The sequence below is a fragment of the Steroidobacteraceae bacterium genome, from assembly GCA_041395505.1.
GTDB lineage: Bacteria > Pseudomonadota > Gammaproteobacteria > Steroidobacterales > Steroidobacteraceae > JAWLAG01.
Genome location: JAWLAG010000001.1, coordinates 2,137,663 through 2,156,867, shown reverse-complemented (window position 1 = coordinate 2,156,867; position 19,205 = coordinate 2,137,663). Strand labels below are relative to the sequence as shown.

17 protein-coding genes are annotated in these 19,205 nt (G+C 61.8%); 10 read left to right on the top strand and 7 right to left on the bottom strand.

The window, feature by feature from the left end:
* Window positions 1–2: 2 nt before the first annotated feature.
* The 5 genes from acnA to purB form a co-directional block, all read right to left on the bottom strand.
* A complete protein-coding gene (gene acnA, locus R3E77_10025; GenBank protein ID MEZ5499750.1) occupies window positions 3–2,891 on the bottom strand; it encodes an aconitate hydratase AcnA in 2,889 nt (962 codons plus the stop codon).
* Window positions 2,892–2,959: 68 nt separating this feature from the next.
* The gene (gene mnmA / locus R3E77_10020) at window positions 2,960–4,069 is read right to left on the bottom strand and encodes a tRNA 2-thiouridine(34) synthase MnmA (GenBank protein MEZ5499749.1); all 1,110 of its coding nucleotides are present in this window, start codon (window positions 4,067–4,069) and stop codon (window positions 2,960–2,962) included.
* A 50-nt stretch (window positions 4,070–4,119) separates the two neighbouring features.
* Entirely contained in the window at window positions 4,120–4,650 is a 531-nt protein-coding gene (locus R3E77_10015; GenBank protein ID MEZ5499748.1) for an NUDIX hydrolase, read from the bottom strand.
* A gap of 9 nt (window positions 4,651–4,659) precedes the next feature.
* Window positions 4,660–5,223: a hypothetical protein gene (locus R3E77_10010; GenBank protein MEZ5499747.1), complete on the bottom strand. Its 564-nt coding sequence runs from the start codon at window positions 5,221–5,223 to the stop codon at window positions 4,660–4,662.
* Window positions 5,224–5,365: 142 nt separating this feature from the next.
* Window positions 5,366–6,763 (bottom strand): adenylosuccinate lyase, encoded by a 1,398-nt coding sequence (gene purB, locus R3E77_10005; GenBank protein MEZ5499746.1) that lies wholly within the window; start codon window positions 6,761–6,763, stop codon window positions 5,366–5,368.
* Window positions 6,764–6,834: 71 nt separating this feature from the next.
* Between purB and R3E77_10000 the strand changes: the two genes are divergently transcribed.
* From R3E77_10000 to R3E77_09970, 7 genes are all read left to right on the top strand, one after another.
* Complete coding sequence (locus tag R3E77_10000) at window positions 6,835–8,235, top strand: class II fumarate hydratase (protein MEZ5499745.1); 1,401 nt, start codon at window positions 6,835–6,837, stop codon at window positions 8,233–8,235.
* Entirely contained in the window at window positions 8,225–8,902 is a 678-nt protein-coding gene (locus R3E77_09995; protein ID MEZ5499744.1) for a CoA pyrophosphatase, read from the top strand. Before R3E77_10000 ends, R3E77_09995 begins: the two co-directional genes overlap by 11 nt.
* The gene (mazG, locus tag R3E77_09990) at window positions 8,899–9,687 is read left to right on the top strand and encodes a nucleoside triphosphate pyrophosphohydrolase (GenBank protein ID MEZ5499743.1); all 789 of its coding nucleotides are present in this window, start codon (window positions 8,899–8,901) and stop codon (window positions 9,685–9,687) included. Before R3E77_09995 ends, mazG begins: the two co-directional genes overlap by 4 nt.
* Before the next feature lie 126 nt (window positions 9,688–9,813).
* Window positions 9,814–10,428, top strand: a complete 615-nt coding sequence (locus tag R3E77_09985; protein ID MEZ5499742.1) for a glycine zipper 2TM domain-containing protein — start codon at window positions 9,814–9,816, stop codon at window positions 10,426–10,428.
* A gap of 73 nt (window positions 10,429–10,501) precedes the next feature.
* On the top strand, window positions 10,502–10,801 hold the full coding sequence (locus R3E77_09980) for a PepSY domain-containing protein (protein MEZ5499741.1): 300 nt from the start codon (window positions 10,502–10,504) through the stop codon (window positions 10,799–10,801).
* A 21-nt stretch (window positions 10,802–10,822) separates the two neighbouring features.
* On the top strand, window positions 10,823–11,500 hold the full coding sequence (locus R3E77_09975; protein MEZ5499740.1) for a response regulator transcription factor: 678 nt from the start codon (window positions 10,823–10,825) through the stop codon (window positions 11,498–11,500).
* Window positions 11,501–11,503: 3 nt separating this feature from the next.
* Entirely contained in the window at window positions 11,504–12,922 is a 1,419-nt protein-coding gene (locus R3E77_09970; protein MEZ5499739.1) for an ATP-binding protein, read from the top strand.
* Here the strand turns inward: R3E77_09970 and R3E77_09965 are convergent.
* Together R3E77_09965 and R3E77_09960 are read right to left on the bottom strand one after the other, a co-directional pair.
* On the bottom strand, window positions 12,903–14,456 hold the full coding sequence (locus R3E77_09965; protein MEZ5499738.1) for an aldehyde dehydrogenase family protein: 1,554 nt from the start codon (window positions 14,454–14,456) through the stop codon (window positions 12,903–12,905). The two genes, R3E77_09970 and R3E77_09965, sit on opposite strands and share 20 nt — an antisense overlap.
* Window positions 14,453–15,625 (bottom strand): saccharopine dehydrogenase C-terminal domain-containing protein, encoded by a 1,173-nt coding sequence (locus tag R3E77_09960; GenBank protein MEZ5499737.1) that lies wholly within the window; start codon window positions 15,623–15,625, stop codon window positions 14,453–14,455. The genes R3E77_09965 and R3E77_09960 overlap by 4 nt, the downstream gene beginning before the upstream one ends.
* Window positions 15,626–15,755: 130 nt before the next feature.
* Here R3E77_09960 and R3E77_09955 point away from each other — a divergent pair, with 130 nt between their 5' ends.
* The 3 genes from R3E77_09955 to R3E77_09945 all read left to right on the top strand — a co-directional run bounded on the left by R3E77_09955 (window position 15,756) and on the right by R3E77_09945 (window position 19,200).
* The gene (locus R3E77_09955; GenBank protein MEZ5499736.1) at window positions 15,756–17,138 is read left to right on the top strand and encodes a 3-deoxy-7-phosphoheptulonate synthase class II; all 1,383 of its coding nucleotides are present in this window, start codon (window positions 15,756–15,758) and stop codon (window positions 17,136–17,138) included.
* Window positions 17,139–17,203: 65 nt separating this feature from the next.
* Window positions 17,204–18,532, top strand: coding sequence for an NADP-dependent isocitrate dehydrogenase (icd, locus tag R3E77_09950; GenBank protein ID MEZ5499735.1), 1,329 nt, complete (start codon window positions 17,204–17,206; stop codon window positions 18,530–18,532).
* A gap of 47 nt (window positions 18,533–18,579) precedes the next feature.
* Window positions 18,580–19,200 carry a uracil-DNA glycosylase gene (locus R3E77_09945; GenBank protein MEZ5499734.1) on the top strand — a complete coding sequence of 207 codons (621 nt, stop codon included), beginning with the start codon at window positions 18,580–18,582 and terminating at the stop codon, window positions 19,198–19,200.
* The last annotated feature ends 5 nt before the right edge of the window (window positions 19,201–19,205 follow it).

Below are 19,205 nucleotides of genomic sequence, written 5' to 3'. Positions count from 1 at the left end.
GACTACTTCTTGCGTTTCGCTGCCTTTCGGGCGCGCGCCGCAGCGCGCGCCGGCTTCTTTGGTTTGTTCGGCTTGCGCTGCGACGTCGATCGTATGCGACTCCTGCCGGGCCGCGCCTTGCCTTTCCCCGTGGCCGTCCTGCGTGGCGTCTTGCGCACCGGCCGGGAAGTTTTCGCCTTGGGCTTTGCCCGCCGGCGCGGTTTCCCCGCCTGCGTGGGTTTGGCGGCCGTTGTCGCAATCTGCCGAAGGACATACTGCAGGATGCCGCCGTGGCGGAAGTAATCCTGCTCTTTCGGCGTGTCGATGCGTACGCGGGCCGTAAACGATTTTTTCGAACCGTCGGCGCTGGTGGCACTGACTTGCACCTGCCGGGCACGTCCGCCGTCGAGTCCGGCGATGGTGAAGGTCTCGTGGCCGGTCAGTCCGAGCGTGGCAGCGGACTGGCCATCGACAAATTGCAGCGGCAGCACGCCCATACCGATCAGATTGGAGCGGTGAATTCGTTCGAAGCTCTCGGCGATCACGGCGCGAACGCCAAGCAGCATCGTTCCCTTCGCGGCCCAGTCGCGGGAGGAGCCCGTGCCATACTCCTTGCCGCCAATGACGATCAGCGCGCGTTTTTCCGTGGCATAGCGCATGGCGGCATCGTAAATCGACATCTGCTCGCCGCTCGGCACATGCACGGTGACTCCGCCTTCGGTTCCGGGTGCCAGCAGATTGCGCAGGCGGATGTTCGCGAATGTACCGCGCATCATCACTTCATGGTTGCCGCGTCGCGCACCGTATGAATTGAAATCCGCCGGTTGCACGCCATGGTCCATCAGGTAACGCGCGGCCGGGCTCGATTTGGCGATGCTGCCGGCAGGCGAAATGTGATCAGTCGTCACCGAGTCGCCGAGCAGCGCAAGGACATGCGCATTGTCGATCGGTCGTTCGGACGGCAATCGCATGGTCATGCCGTCGAAGTAGGGGGGATTTCGCACATAGGTCGAAGCATCATCCCACTTGTAGATCTTGCCTTTCGGAATGCGGATAGCTCGCCAGCTTGCATCGCCCTTGAACACGCCCGCATAACTCCTGCGGAACATGCGCGAATCGATTGCGGCGCGCACCGTGTCCGCAACCAGCTGAGGTGACGGCCAGATATCGCGCAGGTAGACAGGTTCGCCGCTGCGATTGATGCCGAGAGGCTCCGAATCGAGATCGATATCCATGGTGCCGGCCAACGCGTAGGCAACGACCAATGGCGGTGATGTTAGGAAGTTCATCTTGACTTCCGGGTGCACTCGACCTTCGAAATTGCGATTGCCCGACAGTACGGAGCAGCCGATCACGTCCCCGGCGCGGACCGCCGAGGAGATTTCGGGTTTAAGCGGACCGGAATTGCCGATGCAGGTCGTGCAGCCGTAGCCGACCAGGTAGAAACCCACGCTGGCGAGGTCATCCAGAAGCCTCGCTTTGCGCAGGTAGTCCGTGACGACCTTGGAACCGGGCGCGAGGCTGGTCTTGACCCACGGCCGGGCGGTGAGGCCGGCACGCGCAGCATTGCGCGCGAGCAGTGCTGCGCCGATCATGACATAGGGGTTGCTGGTATTCGTGCAGCTCGTTATGGCGGCGATCAAAACCGCGCCGTCGTTCAGGCTGTACTGGCCTTGGGTAACCTCTGCGCGTCCTGTCGCCTGCGGATTCTTTCGCGAGCGCTCTTCACGCATCTTGCCGAGATGGGTGCGGTAGGCCGCCTTGGCGCCGCTGACTGGAATACGATCCTGCGGCCGCTTCGGGCCGGCAAGGCTTGGTTCGACCGTTGCAAGGTCGAGCCGCAGGACGTTCGTGTAGCGCGCCGGCCTCGCACCTTCCTCGCGCCACATGCCCTGGGCGCGGGCGTAGCTGCGGATTAGGTCGATCTGGTCGCGCGATCGCCCCGACAGCGCCAGGTAGCGCAGGGTTTCATCATCTATCGGGAAGATGGCGCAGGTGCTGCCAAATTCCGGGGACATGTTGGCAATCGTCGCGCGGTCCGCGAGCGGCAGATTGGCAAGGCCGTCGCCGAAGAACTCGACGAATTTCTCGACGACGCCGTGCTTGCGCAGCAGTTCCGTGACGGTCAGGACGAGATCGGTGGCGGTAGCGCCCGGACGGAGGCTGCCGACGAGCTCGACGCCGATTACCTGCGGAATGAGCATGGTCACGGGCTGGCCAAGCATGGCCGCCTCGGCTTCGATACCGCCGACCCCCCAGCCCAGCACACCGACACCGTTGATCATGGTCGTGTGCGAGTCTGTGCCGACGACCGTATCCGGATAGGCTTGGGCTCCGTTGTCTGCGAACACAACACGTGCGAGATATTCAAGGTTTACTTGATGCACGATGCCCGTATTTGGTGGCACGACCTTGAAATTCTTGAATGCCGACTGGCCCCAACGCAGAAACGCGTAACGTTCGGCATTTCGTTCGAATTCGATCCTGGTGTTGGACGATAGCGCCTGCGCATTGCCGTAATTGTCGACCTGTACGGAGTGATCGATGACCAGTTCGGCGGGCGCAAGTGGATTGACGCGCTCGGCGTTGCCGCCCAGCCGCTGCACTGCCTCGCGCATCGCCGCAAGATCAACCACGCAAGGCACGCCAGTGAAGTCCTGCATGATGACGCGCGCGGGTGTGAACGAAATCTCGTGATGCGGTGTCGCGTTGGGGTCCCAATTGAGTACGGCATCGATGTCGCTGCGCCGCACGTTCACGCCGTCTTCAAACCTCAAGAGATTCTCGAGCAGAATCTTCAACGAGTAAGGCAGAGCCGCGACCTTGGCGGCGGGCAACTTGTCAAAGCTGAAGATTTCGTATTGCTTCTTGCCGACCTTGAGTTTGCGGCTAAATTGCGAGCGTTTGGTCATGTATCCTCCGCAGCGCTGCGCGACCGTCGCTGCAGCGCGCAAATTATAACGGCAGCGGACGGGATAATTTAACCGTTGATGGCGCTGGCCACGGGGTTCACACCACTGTCTATGGCGGCGTGCGCGATGACCGCCGAGCCCAGGCAGCGGCTGCCGGTGTAGAACACTGCGTACTGGCCGGGGGTAATGGCTCGTTGGGCGACGTCGAAGTCGACCCGCAGCGACCCATCGCCCGCGCTTTGTACCATGGCGGCCTGATCGGACTGGCGGTAACGGATCTTTGCCTGCAAGCGCCCGGGCAATTCGGGTCCAGCGCCGAGCCAGTGTGCTGGTCCGGTCAGGAGAGTCCTGCCAAACAGGCGGGGATGAGTGCTGCCTTGCACGACCAGCAGGGCGTTTCGCGCCGGGTCCTTGCCCGCGACATACCAGGGCAGGCCGTCGTTGCCGCGTCGCCCGCCAATGCCGAGGCCGCCCCTTTGGCCGACGGTATAGAACGCCAATCCACAGTGCTCACCAAGGATCGAGCCGTGCTCATCGACAATCGGTCCCGGTTCGCTCGCGATAAACCGGCCGAGGAATTCGCGAAAAGGTCTCTCGCCGATAAAACAGATGCCGGTACTGTCGGGTTTATCGTGCACGAGGAGACCGGCGTCGCGGGCCATTTCACGGACCCGCCGCTTGTGCAGGTCGCCCAGGGGAAATAGACAATGCTCGAGCTGTGAAGGGGACACGGTTGCCAGGAAGTAGCTCTGGTCCTTGTTGCCGTCCCGGCCCTTGTGCAGATCCATGCCGCGATCGCTCGGAACGAGGCGTGCGTAATGACCGGTGGCAAATCGGTCGGCCCCCAGGCGACGGGCATGCTCGAGGCACAGGTCGAATTTCACGTACTGGTTGCAAAGTAGATCCGGATTGGGCGTTAGCCCCGAGCGATATGCATCGAGGAAGCGTGAGAATACCCGCTCACGATACTCGGCCGAGAAATCGACTCGGTGCAGAATCAGGCCGAGACTGTGCGCAATCGCCCGGGCATCCTGGAAATCGGCGGCGGCCGTGCAGTAGGCGTCATCGTCTGGCCAGTTGTCCATGAACAGGCCCTCGACTTCGTGGCCTGCCTGCTTCAGGAGCAATGCGGCCACGGCAGAATCGACTCCGCCGGACAGACCCACGATGACGCGCATGGAAGTATTGTAGATCGTCGATCGGCAAAGGCCCAATCGGCCCGCCGCCTTCAATTCACGGTGCGTAGCAGGTTGCCCGCGGCAGCGGCCAGCCGCTCGCCCTGCAAGATGCAGGACGCGTCGCCATCGCCCGTCAGATCGCTGATGGCCGCCAGCGGGTAGCGCTGGCCACGAACATAATCATCGACGCAGCGCAGGACCAGAGGACTGCGCAATTCGCTTGCGCGCATCAACATGTCCTCGCGCGCCATCCAGAGACTGCGCACGATGCCGCGATCGAGCCTGCGGTGTGGATCATGCGCGTCGATTGTTCCGGTAAATGCGATGCGCAGGTAGCTGCGGCTGGAGTGCGGCTTGCGCCACAGGTAAAGGCCAAGCAGGTCAGCAGGAGTCAGCCGCCAGGCCGATTCTTCGAGCGTTTCGCGAATGACTGCCTGGATCAGGCTTTCATTGGCTTCAACGTGGCCCGCGGGCTGATTGAGTACCAGCGCGCCGCGGATTCGTTCCTCGACCATCAGGAATTGTCCCTGCCGTTCGACTACGGCAGCGACAGTCAGGTCCATGCCGCCCTTCGAACGCATCGCGAGCTCTCATACGCGCATGGCGTAGCGCGTATCTTCCGCAACCGTCGTTGCCCAGAGTGTATCGAATTCCGTCAGATGATGACGCGCCACTGCGGGAGCATTCAAACTGGCGACGCCGTCCCAGGATTTGGCGCGCGGCCGATACGCGATCGCGCGATCATCGGCAATGATATACGTGGCGTGATCGCCAACACCGGGAGGTTCGATCGGTCGGATGTCGATATAGCTCGTCAAGCGGCGGCTCATCGCCATGAAACGATGGCGATCACGAATGCTCTGTGGCGAATCGGTGATCAGCACGCGTACCTTGGCAAAGCGACGCGCCAACACGAATCTCTTGATGATCTCCAGGAACGGTGACTGTTCGTAGAGCTCCGGCTCTAAATTGCGCGTGTAGATCGACATCAGGCGCTGCGCCGTCTCGGCGACCTTGCACACTGCGATTCGCGTTTCTTCCAGGGAAGAAAGAATGTCGACAGTCGCCGCCGTATCGTCCGTATCTTGCCTCGCGGCAGGCGCGGTCGCGACGGAGGTCAGCAATCCCAGCTCGAATTCCCCGGTACTGGTCATAATCCCTGGTCGTTTTTGCGGCTTCGGTCAGCCGTAGCGGGGATGTTAAGGAAATGCGGGGCGCTGGCCGCGCCGAGCCGGTCACGTTTCCAGGGTGAATTTGACAGTTCGGCTGCAGCAAATGCGCGCCAGGTCGCAGTTCTCAGGCCTGCTGACTACTCCCGCAGGACAAGGCCAGCTGCCGGGCGAGGCCGGTATAACCCTCCGGTTGCAAGGCCAGCAGTCGTTCGCGGGCGTCGGCTGACAGGGGCAAGCTGCCGACGAACTCATGCAATTGTTCTATCGAGATCGGGCGACCGCGTGTGAATTTCTTCAGCAATTCGTAGCCGTCTGCGATGCCCTCAGCTCGAAGCACCATCTGCACGGCTTCGCCGAGCACCTCGATCGTTACTGTCAGTTCGGCCGTCATGCGAGCCCGGTTCACAGAGACTTTGCCCAGGCCGCGCAGCAGCGCCTGCTGGGCTACCAGGCTGTGACCAAGCGCTACGCCAATGTTGCGAAGCACAGTCGAATCGGTCAGATCCCGTTGCCAGCGCGAGACCGGCAGCTTGTCGGCGAAGTGGCGAAGCAGCGCATTGGCAACGCCGATATTTCCCTCGGCATTTTCGAAATCGATTGGATTGACCTTGTGCGGCATGGTCGAAGAGCCTACTTCTCCGTCGATCGCGCGCTGGTGCAGGTAGCCGAGTGAAATATATCCCCACATATCGCGAGCGAAGTCGAGCAGGACAATGTTGATCCCGCATAATGCATCGCAATAGGCACCAATCCAGTCGTGCGGTTCGATCTGCGTAGTCAACATGTTGGGCTCGAGCCCGAGTTCCGCAACGAAGCGCGCACTCACGTTGGGCCAGTCGATGTCCGGCCGTGCGACAATGTGCGCGTTGAAGTTGCCGACGGCGCCGTTCCACTTTCCGCGTGCCGTGACGCCCTGCCAACGAAGCAGCGTCCAGTCCAGGCGCGCGGCGATATTCGCCATTTCCTTGCCGAATGTCGTTGGACTGGCTGCCTGGCCGTGGGTTCTGGCGAGCATCGCGGTATCCGCGTATTCGCCCGCCATTTGCTTCAGTAGCTTGCCGATGCGAGAAATTTGCACCGCCAGGAGTTCGCGTGCGTCGTCGAGCAGCAGCGCATAGCTTACGTTGTTGATGTCCTCGGACGTGCAGCCGAAGTGCACCAGTTCGAGAAGTGCGTTGCTGGCTCCGACGCTCTGCAGCTGTTCGCGTATGTAGTACTCCACAGCCTTGACGTCGTGGTTCGTGCGTTGCTCGAGCCGCTTGACGCGCAAAGGTGCATCGGCAGGTGGCTCCCTGTCGAGTCGCTCCAGTTCGGCTGCGACGGCGGCAGGCAGCTCGACAGCGCCTGCAGCGCGCAACTCGCGAAGCAGGAAGCGAAGCCAGCGTGCCTCCACCTGGATGCGCCTGGTGATCAAGGCCGCTTCGCAGACCAGCGGGCGTAATCCGGAAACGCTGGCCGCGTAGCGACCGTCGAGTGGTGATATCGACTGCAGGGCCGCATCGCTCGGGCCAGGGATCGTCATCGTCGTAGCTCGTTAAGCTGTTAGAATACGCATTCTAGCCTGTCGCGATCTGCCGCGGAGTCCCTCAGCAAATGCCGGCCGAGCTTTTTCGCAGCGAGCATGACAGCCTGGGTTCGGTCGAGATTCCGGCGGATGCGCTTTGGGGACCGCAGACCCAGCGGGCGGTCGGCAATTTTCAGATCAGTGGGCTCAGGATGCCGCCGGAATTCATTCGCGCCCTTGCCCTCATCAAGCGCGCTGCGGCGCACTGCAATGCCGATCTTGGGCTCCTCGATCGCGACCGTGCTGGCGCGATCGCCGAGGCCGCGCATCAGGTCGCGAGCGGCGGGCACGACGAGCAGTTTCCCGTCGATGTATTCCAGACTGGGTCCGGTACCTCGACGAACATGAATGTCAACGAAGTAATCGCCCGGCTCGCGGGCGCCCACACACCTTTACCGGTACATCCGAACGATCACGTCAACCTGTGCCAGAGCAGCAACGATGTGATTCCGACAGCCATTCATCTTGCTTCGCTGGATGGCCTGCGCGGGCAGCTTGCGCCGGCATGCATGGCACTGGTGGAAAGCTGCCTTGCGCGAGAATCGGATATCGGCGAAATCGCCAAGACCGGCCGCACCCACCTGATGGATGCGATGCCGCTCACTCTTGGCCAGGAAATTTCCGGTTGGCGCGGCCTGGTGGAAAACGCGCTGCAGCGACTCGACGCCGTGCAGGCGCGGCTGCTCGAAGTGCCGCTCGGTGGTACGGCGGTGGGTACGGGTGTCAACGCGCACGCACAATTCGCTGATCATTGCTGCGCGCTGCTGGCGACGGAGACCGGGTTCAGGCTCACGCCTTCGTCAAACCGCTTCGCCATCATGTCCGGCATGGACGCTGCAGTCGATCTGTCTTCGCAATTGCGTCAACTCGCCCTGGCGCTTCACAAGATAGCGAACGATCTGCGTTGGATGAATTCCGGACCCAATGCCGGCCTCGCCGAAATCCGACTTCCGGCGCTGCAACCGGGCTCCAGCATCATGCCGGGCAAGATCAATCCGGTCATACCCGAGGCTGTCATGATGGCTTGTACGCAGGTCGTCGGACTCGACCTGGCCTGCGCGATGGCCGGTCAGTCCGGCAATTTCCAGTTGAACACAATGCTCCCGCTGATCGCACACAATCTATTGTCGTGCATCCGCTTGCTGACAGGAGCCGCGCGTTCGCTGGCGCGGGACGCGATAGCGGGATTTGCGCCCGACGCCGAGCACATCGCGCAACCACTTGCAGCGAATCCCGTGTTGGTCACCGCTCTGGTGCCTCTGATCGGCTATGAGAAGGCGGCAGCTATCGCGCAACGGGCATTCGCGGAACATCGCAGCATCGCGGAAGTAGCGGCGCAGATGAGCGGCATCGAACCGAAGCGGCTTGCCAGGCTTCTCGATCCGTTGCGGCTCACCAGGGGCGGGCTGAACGAATCCGATGACGACTGAAGTCGACGTCGATGCCGGACTCGCGTCCGCAGCGCAACGCGATCGGATTGTCAGGCGACTGAAGTCCCCGGCTGCATCCAGCAGGGGGGCGGTAGTCTACTATCGCGGCAAACCTGTCCCGGCGGACCAGCAACTGCCTGCAACGATGCCCGCCACGCTGCAGCCTGCTGCCGTGCTCGTGCCGCTCATCGATCATATGCAAGGTCTGACGTTGTTGCTGACGGAGCGAGCCGGTCATCTGCGCCGCCATGCCGGCCAGGTGAGCTTTCCCGGCGGTCGAATCGAGGCTGGCGATGCCGATGCGGCTGGTGCAGCACTGCGCGAAGCGGAGGAGGAGATTGGCTTGGCCAGAAGCCATGTCGACGTGCTCGGCGTGCTGCCGGATCATCTCATTTTCTCGGGTTATCGGGTCACTCCGGTAGTGGGCCTGGTGCGCCCGGATTTTTCATTGCAAATCGACAGTTCCGAGGTGAGCTCCGTGTTCGAATTGCCCCTCGTGTACGCCATCGACAGGCGCAACTATGTCGCGCAGCGACGCTACCACGATGGCGTGCCCTACGATTTGCTCGACCTGCACTATGAGAATCGGCTTATCTGGGGCGCGACGGCCGGCATCGTCTTGACGCTGGCGCAGTTGCTGCTGGGTGCCGAGGCGCAACAGACATGAGTCGGCTTGCTGCCATCGACCGGTTGCGCGAAGTCATGATTGCGCTGCGCGATCCGGTGCGCGGTTGTCCATGGGATCGGGTGCAGACTTTCGCGAGCATCGTGCCACACACCATCGAAGAAGCTTATGAGCTAGAAGCGGCGATTTGCGGCGCACAGAGCAGTGATATTCGCGACGAATTGGGTGATCTGCTGTTCCAGGTCGTTTTTCTAGCGCGTATCGCGGAAGAACGCGGGCAATTCGATTTCGATGATGTGGCGAATGCCATTGCTGACAAGCTCGTGCGACGGCATCCGCATGTTTTTGCGCCGCAGGATCATGCCGCCGATGAGATCGCGCCTGCCGACTGGGACGCCATCAAGGCGCAGGAGCGATCAGCTAAAGGACATACGAGTACTCTCGATGACATACCGCAGGCGCTGCCAGCCCTGGCGCGCGCAGCCAAACTCGGCAGGCGTGCCGCCCGCGTCGGATTCGACTGGCCGGACGCGAAGGCCGTGCGATGCAAGGTAGCCGAGGAACTCGATGAGGCGGACGCGGCGTTGGCGCACGGTGAGGGCCGGGAACGATTTGCCGAAGAGTTTGGCGACCTGCTTTTCTCGCTGGTCAACTGGGCGCGCCACGTCGGCATTGATCCGGAGGTGGCATTGCGAGCTGCGAACCATAAATTCGCCACCCGATTCCGCGCGATGGAGGAGGCCGCCGCGCTCGACCAGGTTCCCTTCGCCGGTGCCGGGAGCGATGAATGGGAACGGCGTTGGCAGCATGCAAAGTCCCGTTTTTAAAGGGAATTTTTCCGTGGTGCGGCATTCAGTAGGCGTTCATTGATGGCGCAATACCATGGCAGCGAGTCTCGAATCAGCCCGTATGGTCGTGGCATGTGGGACTCGATGAGCTTCGAAGGAGGCGTTATGGCGAGCAGGATATTTGCAGGAACGATCGCTGCCGGACTTGTCATCTCGGCACAGGTTGCCGTGGCTGGACCCGACCGGGGCTGGCACGGCGAGCGATACGGCGAAGCGCCGGCATATGAATACGCCGACGTCATCGACGTCGAGCCGATGCTGCGCCAGGTGAGGGTCAGCGTGCCAGTGCGCGAATGTTACGAGGAGACGCGCTACGAGGATCGCTATGCACGTCGAGGCGATCCGCGACGCCCGGGCACCGCTGGCGCAATGATCCTGGGTGGCATCGTGGGCGCGGCGATTGGCAATCAGATCGGTCGCGGCGACGGTCGGCGAACTGCAACCGTAGCCGGTGCCATCATCGGCTCTGCCCTTGGCCATGATGCCGGTGAGCGCGCGCGGGCGAACGATCCGCGTTACGGCAATGCGGACCACCGTCGCGACGAGCCGTACACGGTGGAGCGTTGCGATACCCGCTATCGCGAGGAAGTCGAAGAGCGCGTCGAGGGCTATCGCGTGACCTACGAATATGCTGGCAGACGCTACACGACACGCTTGCCCTATGACCCGGGCAAGCAGATACGTGTCCGGGTCGACGTGGAGCCGGACGACTATCGATGAATGCACGGTGCGCGGGCGCGGTGTGCGCCCGCGCACTGTTTGCGCCCAGGGACAGACGCTAGAATTCGATCCAATGCGGAAATTGCTCATGGCTTTGCTGTTGATTCCCGGCCTGGTCCTGGCTCAGGTGGCATGGGCGCGAACCCAGTATTTCGGGGACGAGCTGTCGCGGGCAGTCGCCCGGTATGACAAGGGTGCGGGCATATCGATCGATGATGCCGTGAAGATGGTCGAAAAAATGTTCAAGGCCCGTGTCGTACGAGCGGACGTTTCGGAAGAGGGCGGCCGCAAGGTGTATGTCCTGCGGCTGTTGTCGGACAAGGGGCGGGTGTGGTCGGTAACGGTTGACGCCGACACCGGCGAACTGCGCTGAGTTGATCGCGGGAGACCAATCGTGCGAGTGCTGGTGATCGAAGACGAGGAATTGTTGCGCGAACAGTTGCGTTTGCGGCTTGCCGATGCCGGTTTCAGTGTCGATGTTGCAGCCGACGGCGAGGAAGGGCTTTATGCCGGCAGGGAGTACCCAATCGATGTCGCGGTCATCGACATTGGACTGCCGAAACTCTCCGGGTTGGATGTAATCCGCAAGTTGCGCAGCGAAAAAAAAGCCTTTCCCATCCTCATCCTGACGGCGCGTGATCGTTGGCAGGACAAGGTCGCCGGGCTTGACGCGGGCGCCGACGACTACGTTGCCAAGCCGTTTCAGTTCGAGGAGGTGCTCGCGCGAGTCCAGGCGCTGCTGCGACGTTCCGGCGGATGGTCATCGCCGCAACTGGAATGCGGACCCATCGCTCTCGATACACGAGCGCAGACCGTCGCCGTGTCGGGTCGGCCAGTTGAGTTGACGACTTTCGAGTACCGGTTGCTCGAGCATCTGATGCTGCGTGCAGGCGATGTCATATCGAAGGCGGATCTGACCGAGCGCCTTTATGAGCAGGACTTCGAGCGCGACAGCAATGTCATCGAAGTCCTGATCGGCCGCCTGCGGCGGAAGCTCGATCCAGAGGAGTCGTTGAAGCCAATCGAGACTCTGCGCGGCCGCGGCTATCGGTTGGCGCTGGCGCGCAGCTGATCAGTGTCCGCTGATTCAGCTCCGTCGCTGACTCGCCGTCTGCTCCTGTCGGTCAGTGTCGTTCTGATCCTGTTTTTCGGACTGACAATCCTCATTCTTGACGCGATGTTCCGCGATCTGTCGGAGCGCTCGCTACGTGAATTGCTGGATGCGCAGATGCTGGCATTGATAGCCGCAATTGAACCCGCTGCGGATGGCCGGGTCTCGAGCGCGGCCCGGCTGCCGGACTCGCGGCTCGATACGCCGGGTTCGGGTTTGTTCGCGGAGATTCGCACGGTCAAAGGCGAATCGTTATGGCGCTCCGCGTCGACTGCAGGCTCGTTCGTCGACTTCGGGCGGCTGGGCGAGGATCAGCGGGACTCTTTCCACTACACGACGACACCGACCCGCGGTCGGCTTGCGATAGCCAGTCGGTTGATAAGCTGGGAGACCGCCGATGGCGCCCTGCAGAAACTGCAGTTCAGCGTGGCGAGCGATCTGCAGCCCTACGATGCGCAATTGCGCAGTTTCCGCAGCCGTCTGTTCGGTTGGTTCGTTGCAATGACTCTGTTGCTGTTGTTCGCGATCGCGGTGCTGTTGCGCGGTCAATTGCGGCCGTTGCGCCGTCTCGAGCAGCAGATACGAGAAATCGAACATGGCGATCGCGAAGCCCTGAGCGGAATCTATCCGAGTGAGTTGCAGGGCGTTACCAGCAACCTCAATGCCTTGCTTGCGGCGGAGCGCAGACGCATCGCCCGTTATCGCGATACGCTCGGCAACCTCGCTCACAGTCTCAAAACGCCATTGTCGGTTATTCGATCCGCGACGGACGGCGCGCAATCGCGCGACGCAATCGTGATCAATGAGCAGGTCGATCGCATGCGCGACATCGTCGAGCACCAGCTGTCGCGTGCAGCAGCCAGTGGCGGCGCAACCGTGGGGCAGGCGCCGGTCCCGGTCCGTGCAATAGTCGCCGAGCTTCGAAACGCGATGCTGCGTGTCTACGGAAGCAGCAAGGACCTTTCGATCAGTGTCGACGTGCCGGCCGATCTCGCCTTCATTGGCGATCGCGCGGATTTCATGGAACTGATGGGTAATCTTCTCGACAACGCGTGCAAATGGTGCCGCAGCACGGTCCGTGTCCGTGCGCAGTTGAGTAGTGCCGAAGCGCCGGCGCACGCTCTGCTGTTGATGGTCGAGGATGACGGCGCGGGTATCGCGAGCGGCGCGCGGGAGTCGGTGATGATGCGTGGCGTACGTGCTGACGAACGGGCGCCGGGCCACGGACTCGGTCTCGCCATGGTTCGTGACACCGTTGACCTATATGGCGGCGAAATTTCGATTGCCGACTCGCAACTCGGCGGTGCTTGTGTTCGTGTACTGCTGCCGGGCCGGATCCAGGCGACCCGGCGGCCTGCGCCGTTCACCCCAGGTCAAACTTGATTCCCTGCGCAAGCGGCAGTTCGCACGAGTAGTTGATCGTATTGGTCTGGCGACGCATGTAATTGCGCCAGGCATCGGAACCCGATTCCCGGCCCCCGCCCGTATCCTTCTCTCCGCCGAACGCGCCTCCGATTTCGGCGCCTGACGTACCGATGTTGATATTGGCGATGCCGCAGTCGCTGCCATTGGCCGAGAGAAAATGTTCGGCGTTTCGCAAATTGGTCGTGAAAAGTGCTGACGACAGGCCATGTGCGCTCGCATTCTGCAAGCCGATCGCCTCTTCCAGCTTGTCGTAGGGGATCACGTACAGCAGTGGCCCAAAGGTTTCGGTCTGTACGATCTCCCACTCGTTCTTCGCGCTGGCGATCGCCGGTGAGACGAAATTGCCCGGGCCGTCGAGCTGCGTGCCGCCGCACAAGAGTCTGCCGCCGGCTGCCTGCACGGCAGATACGGCCTGCAGGTAATTCCGTACCGCAGGCTCATCGATAAGCGGGCCCATCAGTACTCCAGTCTCCAGAGGATTGCCGATGCGCACCTGCTTGTAGGCGGCCACGAGGCGCTTGCACAGTTCTTCTTCGCGACTGCGGTGCACCAGGACGCGACGCGTCGATGTGCAGCGCTGCCCCGCCGTACCGACAGCGCCAAATACGATCGCTGGCACGGCGAGCGCCAGGTCCGCAGTCTCGTCCACGATGATCGCGTTGTTGCCGCCGAGCTCGAGGAGGCTTCGCCCCAGGCGTGCAGCAACGCGTTCGCCGACCCGGCGACCCACTCGGGTCGAACCGGTGAATGAGACCAGTGCGACCCGCGGGTCGTCGACAAAGCGCGACGCAAGCTCAGTCCCGCCGTCGATGAACATCTGGAATATTGCCGGCAGTGACAGTTCGCGCATGACCTGGTTGCAGATTCGCTGCACTGCTATGGCCGTCAGTGGGGTCTTGGGTGAGGGTTTCCATATGCAGGCATTGCCGCAGATCGCAGCCAATGCGGCATTCCATGCCCACACGGCTACCGGAAAATTGAACGCGGAAATAATGCCGACGATACCGAGCGGGTGCCATTGCTCGTACATGCGATGCTGCGCACGTTCGGAGTGCATGGTGAGCCCGTAGAGCATCCGCGACTGACCGACCGCGAAATCGGCGATGTCGATCATCTCCTGCACTTCACCAAGTCCCTCAGCGAGGATCTTGCCGTTTTCCATTGTTACGAGCGCACCGAGGTCCGCTTTGTGTTTGCGCAGATGCTCGCCCAATACCCTGATAGCATCGCCTCGCTTCGGGGCCGGGACCGCGCGCCAGGTTCGAGCCGCGGCGACGGCTTGTCCGAGTATGCGATCGTAGTCGCTGGCTTTGGCGGGTACCACGGTCGCGATGCGTTGCCCGGTCGCCGGATTGCGCACTTCGATCCCATCGCCTGCCTGGTCCCGTGGCCACTCGCCGATGCCGGAGCAGGCGCCGGGATTGACGTCCTCGATACCGAGGCGCGCGAGTACGCCCGCCGCATTCGCGATTGGACCATTGATCTTGCTCATGTTGCACCTCTCGCCGTGCGGCGCTGGCGGCCACCCTTGCCGCCCGCGACCAGATCAGCCGATACGTCCTTGCTTCCGCCCGGCGCGTAATAGCGTCCGAATCGATTGCCGAGGATGTCGCCCAGGCGAAACGTCTCCTGTGTGATGAATCCCTGGAAGCGATTCCCGGATTCGACGACCAGATCTACAACAGCGCAAATACCTGCTGCGGTTGTCACCTGTATGGCAGACCACAATCGACCCGCAATGACCTGGGGATAGATCTTGCTGACGTAATTCTCCTCGCGCAATTCACCGTCCTGGTGGCCCGCGACCGACACATATATGACCACCACATCCTGCAGGGTTGTGGGCACGGCATTCTCCAGGATGCGCTTCAAGGTCGCGCGGTCATGCCTCAGCTTGAGGTCATTCAGCAGCAGCCGCATCTGTTGGCAGTGACCGGGATAACGCATGGTCTTGTAGTCCATGGTCTCACAGCGTGCTCCGAAGGTTTCGCCGAGGGAGCCGAGTCCGCCCGACGTATTGAACGCTTCGTAGCGTGTGCCGTCGATTTCAATTTCTTCCATTCCTTCGAGCGGCGGCAGCTCAACTTGCTTGCCGTCAAGGATTGCGACGCAGGGGTTGCAGTATTCGTTGATGAGGCCGTCTGTCGACCACGTGAGCGAGTATTGCAGCGCATTACTCGGATGCTGCGGCAATGCGCCGACACGCAACTTGACGCTGACCCAGTCATCGAAGTGTGTCATCAGTTCATGTGCCGCGATGCTGATGAAGCCAGGTGCCAGTCCACACTGTGGCACGAACGCCTGGCGAGATCCCTGCGCGTGTTCGCGCACCGCCTTGGTGACCGCAACATCTTCGGTGAGATCGAAGTAGTGCATGCCACGCTCGCGTGCGAGCTTCGCTACCAGCGGATTGCAGTAGTAGGGGAGGCTCGAAATAACGGCCGCATGCGAATTCTTCACGAAATAGGCTCGCAGCGCCGTCTCGTCGGTAGCGTCCAATTGGGCAGCGTGTATGGTGTCCAGGCCGTGGGCATTGGCAACCGAGCGTGCGGCGTCTGCGGCCATGTCCGCCAGCGTCACGCGGTAGGCTCCCGACTGGCCGAGCAGGCCCGAGATCAGGGCGCCAATCTTGCCGGCACCGAGTATGAGTACGTCGTGCATATATCACCGCATCCGGAAAAGCCGCGCATTCTGCCCGAGAAGCGCCGGCGCTGCCACTGCGGCGGCTCGGAGGTAATAGGCGCAAGATATTGTTTTACAAAAGAGTTATTGCTGGTTAGGATCCGTTCCGATGACCCGAAATACCAATCATTCCGAGTGGCACCCGGCCAGCTGGCAGGCGCGCGTGGCTCTTCAGCAACCGCGGTACGCCGACCCGGATGCGCTGCAGGCCGTCGTCGGGGCACTGTCCCGGTTGCCACCGCTGGTCGTCAGTTGGGAGGTTGAGAACCTGCGCCGGGAGATCGCTGCCGCGCAGCGTGGCGAGCGCTTCGTCCTGCACGGGGGCGACTGCGCCGAGACGCTCGAGGACTGCGAATCCGACGTCATCGTGCGCAAGTTGAAGATACTCCTGCAGATGAGCCTCGTGCTGATGCAGTCCGGCCGCTGCCCGGTCGTGCGCATTGCGCGCATCGCCGGGCAATACGCAAAGCCGCGATCGGCAGAGACCGAAACCCGCGACGGACTGACCCTGCCGGCGTTTCGCGGCGCGATCGTCAACCGCGCTCCTTTCGATGCAGCGTCGCGTGAACCTGATCCGCAATTGTTGCTGCGTGGTTATGAGCGCGCGGCACTCACCCTGAATTTCATTCGCGCACTCATCGACGGTGGCTTCGCCGACCTTCATCACCCGGAGTACTGGGACCTCGGTTTCGTATCGCACTCCGAGCAACGAATCGAGTACCAGAAGATCGTCGCGGCCATCGCCGATAGCCTGGAATTCCTGGAGTCGGTCACGCGCAAGCAGGTGCATGAGACAGCGCGCGCGGAGTTCTTTGCGAGCCATGAGGGCTTGTTGCTCCATTACGAGCAGGCACAAACGCGCTTCAATGCGCGCGGCAAGTGCTGGTACAACCTTTCCACGCATCTGCCGTGGATTGGGATGCGCACCGCACAACTCGGCGGCGCGCACGTCGAATATTTTCGCGGTATTGCCAATCCAATCGCGGTCAAAGTCGGCTCGGCAATGGATGCCGAGTGGCTGCAGCAGCTCGTGACGGTGCTCAATCCAAACAACGTACCGGGTCGACTCACGTTGATTCATCGCTATGGCGCGGGCCAGATCGCAGACAATCTCCCGGCTGCCATCGAAGCCGTGCGTGCCACCGGGCAGACAGTGCTCTGGGTCTGCGATCCGATGCACGGCAATACCGAAACGACAGCCGGTGGTTACAAGACCCGGCGATTCCAGAACATCCTGAGTGAGCTCGAGCAGGCGTTCGAAATCCACCGCGCGTGCGGATCGCGGCTGGGCGGGGTGCATATCGAGCTGACGGGGGATGACGTTACCGAGTGCACGGGAGGTGCGCGCGGGCTTTCGGACGCCGATCTCAAACGCGCCTATCGTTCCACCGTGGACCCTCGGCTTAACTACGAGCAGGCCCTGGAGCTCGCCCTGCGAATTGGTCGCCATTTGCGAGAAACCGCTCCGGGTCGATCCGCAGCATACGACTGACAATCACTGCGCGACGAATCGCCGCCCGGCGCGGGCGTCAGCGTGCGCTCGTGTACAATTTCGCGATGCATTACGATCACATCAAGGTGCCCGAGAAGGGCGAGCGGATCGTCGTCAGGCCGGATGGCGACCTCAGCGTTCCCGCGAGCCCGATCATTCCATTCATCGAAGGCGACGGCATCGGCATCGATGTTACCCCGGCAATGCATGCGGTGGTCGATGCAGCCATGGCGCGTGCCTACAGTGGATCACGCAAGATCCACTGGATGGAGATTTACGCAGGCGAGAAGGCCAACAGGATCTATGGCAGCTGGTTCCCCACCGAAACCCTGCAGGCGCTTCGTGAATTTGTCGTCTCGATCAAGGGTCCGCTGACGACGCCCGTAGGGGAGGGAATACGATCGCTCAACGTTGCCATGCGCCAGGAGCTCGATCTATACGCCTGTGTCCGGCCTATTCGCTATTTTCCCGGTGTATCGAGTCCGATGCAGGATGCAAGCCAGACCGACATGGTGGTTTTTCGCGAGAATACTGAAGACATCTATGCGGGTATCGAGTACCCGGCCGGTTCGGTCAAGGTGCAGAAGCTGATCAACTTTCTGCGCGATGAGCTGGGTGCCACCCAGATCCGGTTTCCAGGAAGTTCGGGGATTGGCATCAAGCCCGTCTCGAAGGAGGGCAGTCAGCGCCTCATACGCAAGGCGATCCAGTATGCGGTGGATAACGATCGCGTATCCGTGACCCTTGTGCACAAGGGCAATATCATGAAATACACCGAAGGTGCGTTTCGCAACTGGGGTTACCAGCTCGCCAAGGACGAGTTCGGTGCCGAGCCGCTCGATGGCGGACCGTGGTTGCAGTTCATGAATTCGCGCACCAATCGGCCGATCGTCGTCAAGGACGTCATCGCCGACAATTTTCTGCAGCAGGTTCTGTTGCGACCGGAAGAGTATGACGTCATCGCAACCTTGAACCTGAACGGCGATTACATATCCGACGCTCTTGCCGCCCAGGTTGGCGGTATTGGCATCGCCCCGGGCGGCAATATCGGGCATGGGATCGCCGTTTTCGAGGCGACGCATGGCACGGCGCCTGGCTTTGCCGGCAAGGATCGGGTGAACCCTGGTTCGCTGATTCTTTCCGCCGAAATGATGCTCCGCTACCTTGGCATGACGGAGGCGGCGGATCTGATCGTCAAGGGTGTTGCCAACACCATCGCCGCAAAAGAGCTCACCTACGACCTGGCGCGACTGCGTGAGGGAATCCGCGCGCGTAAGCTCGACATCGCGGGCCGCAGGAATGTCGAAGACGATCTGCAGCGTTTGGTTCCAGGGGCCACGCTGATGAGTTGCTCCGGATTTGCTGCTGCTGTCGTGCGGCACATGGACGATTGAATTTGGCGCAGTCCTGGCATGACGGCGATTGTCGTCGTTGCGCTCGGTTGGCCGATTATCTGGCCGGCGTGCGCGGCCAGCACCCGCTCTATTACGCAAAACCGGTACCGCCATTCGGCGATCTCGATGCGCCGTTGCTCATCGTCGGGCTTGCGCCCGGCATGCATGGTGCGAATCGGACCGGGCGGCCATTCACCGGTGACTTCGCCGGAATTCTGCTCTACCAAACCCTCGCGGAGCTCGGACTGGGTACCCAGCCAGCGTCTGTTGCGGCGAACGATGATCTGAAACTCCTGGGCGTGCGAATTACCAACGCGGTGCGCTGCCTGCCGCCGCAGAACAAACCGACTCCGGCCGAGATTCGCGAGTGCAACGGCTTCTTGCGCGCCGAGATTCAAGCCATGACCCGCTTGCGGGCAATCGTGGCGCTCGGGCGAATTGCGCACGATGCGGTCCTGGACGCTGTCGGCCATAGACGCGCTGCGGCCGTTTTTGCGCACGGCGCGCAGCATGCTCTGGCACAGGCGCCAGCTTTGTTCGATAGCTACCATTGCAGCCGGTACAACACCCAGACGAGACGGCTGACAGCCCCAATGTTCAAGGAGGTCCTGGCGGCGGCTGCGCGTTGCGCCCAGCTTGTCGCCGGCGCCAACGCAGATGGCGGCTAAAAGTA

Excerpts from the sequence above, each read along its gene's own strand:
- acnA (MEZ5499750.1), bottom strand. The coding sequence starts at position 2,891 with ATGACCAAACGCTCGCAATTTAGCCGCAAACTCAAGGTCGGCAAGAAG.
- mnmA (MEZ5499749.1), bottom strand. The coding sequence starts at position 4,069 with ATGCGCGTCATCGTGGGTCTGTCCGGCGGAGTCGATTCTGCCGTGGCC.
- R3E77_10015 (MEZ5499748.1), bottom strand. The coding sequence starts at position 4,650 with ATGCGTTCGAAGGGCGGCATGGACCTGACTGTCGCTGCCGTAGTCGAA.
- R3E77_10010 (MEZ5499747.1), bottom strand. The coding sequence starts at position 5,223 with ATGACCAGTACCGGGGAATTCGAGCTGGGATTGCTGACCTCCGTCGCG.
- purB (MEZ5499746.1), bottom strand. The coding sequence starts at position 6,763 with ATGACGATCCCTGGCCCGAGCGATGCGGCCCTGCAGTCGATATCACCA.
- R3E77_10000 (MEZ5499745.1), top strand. The coding sequence starts at position 6,835 with ATGCCGGCCGAGCTTTTTCGCAGCGAGCATGACAGCCTGGGTTCGGTC.
- R3E77_09995 (MEZ5499744.1), top strand. The coding sequence starts at position 8,225 with ATGACGACTGAAGTCGACGTCGATGCCGGACTCGCGTCCGCAGCGCAA.
- mazG (MEZ5499743.1), top strand. The coding sequence starts at position 8,899 with ATGAGTCGGCTTGCTGCCATCGACCGGTTGCGCGAAGTCATGATTGCG.
- R3E77_09985 (MEZ5499742.1), top strand. The coding sequence starts at position 9,814 with ATGGCGAGCAGGATATTTGCAGGAACGATCGCTGCCGGACTTGTCATC.
- R3E77_09980 (MEZ5499741.1), top strand. The coding sequence starts at position 10,502 with ATGCGGAAATTGCTCATGGCTTTGCTGTTGATTCCCGGCCTGGTCCTG.
- R3E77_09965 (MEZ5499738.1), bottom strand. The coding sequence starts at position 14,456 with ATGAGCAAGATCAATGGTCCAATCGCGAATGCGGCGGGCGTACTCGCG.
- R3E77_09960 (MEZ5499737.1), bottom strand. The coding sequence starts at position 15,625 with ATGCACGACGTACTCATACTCGGTGCCGGCAAGATTGGCGCCCTGATC.
- R3E77_09955 (MEZ5499736.1), top strand. The coding sequence starts at position 15,756 with ATGACCCGAAATACCAATCATTCCGAGTGGCACCCGGCCAGCTGGCAG.
- icd (MEZ5499735.1), top strand. The coding sequence starts at position 17,204 with ATGCATTACGATCACATCAAGGTGCCCGAGAAGGGCGAGCGGATCGTC.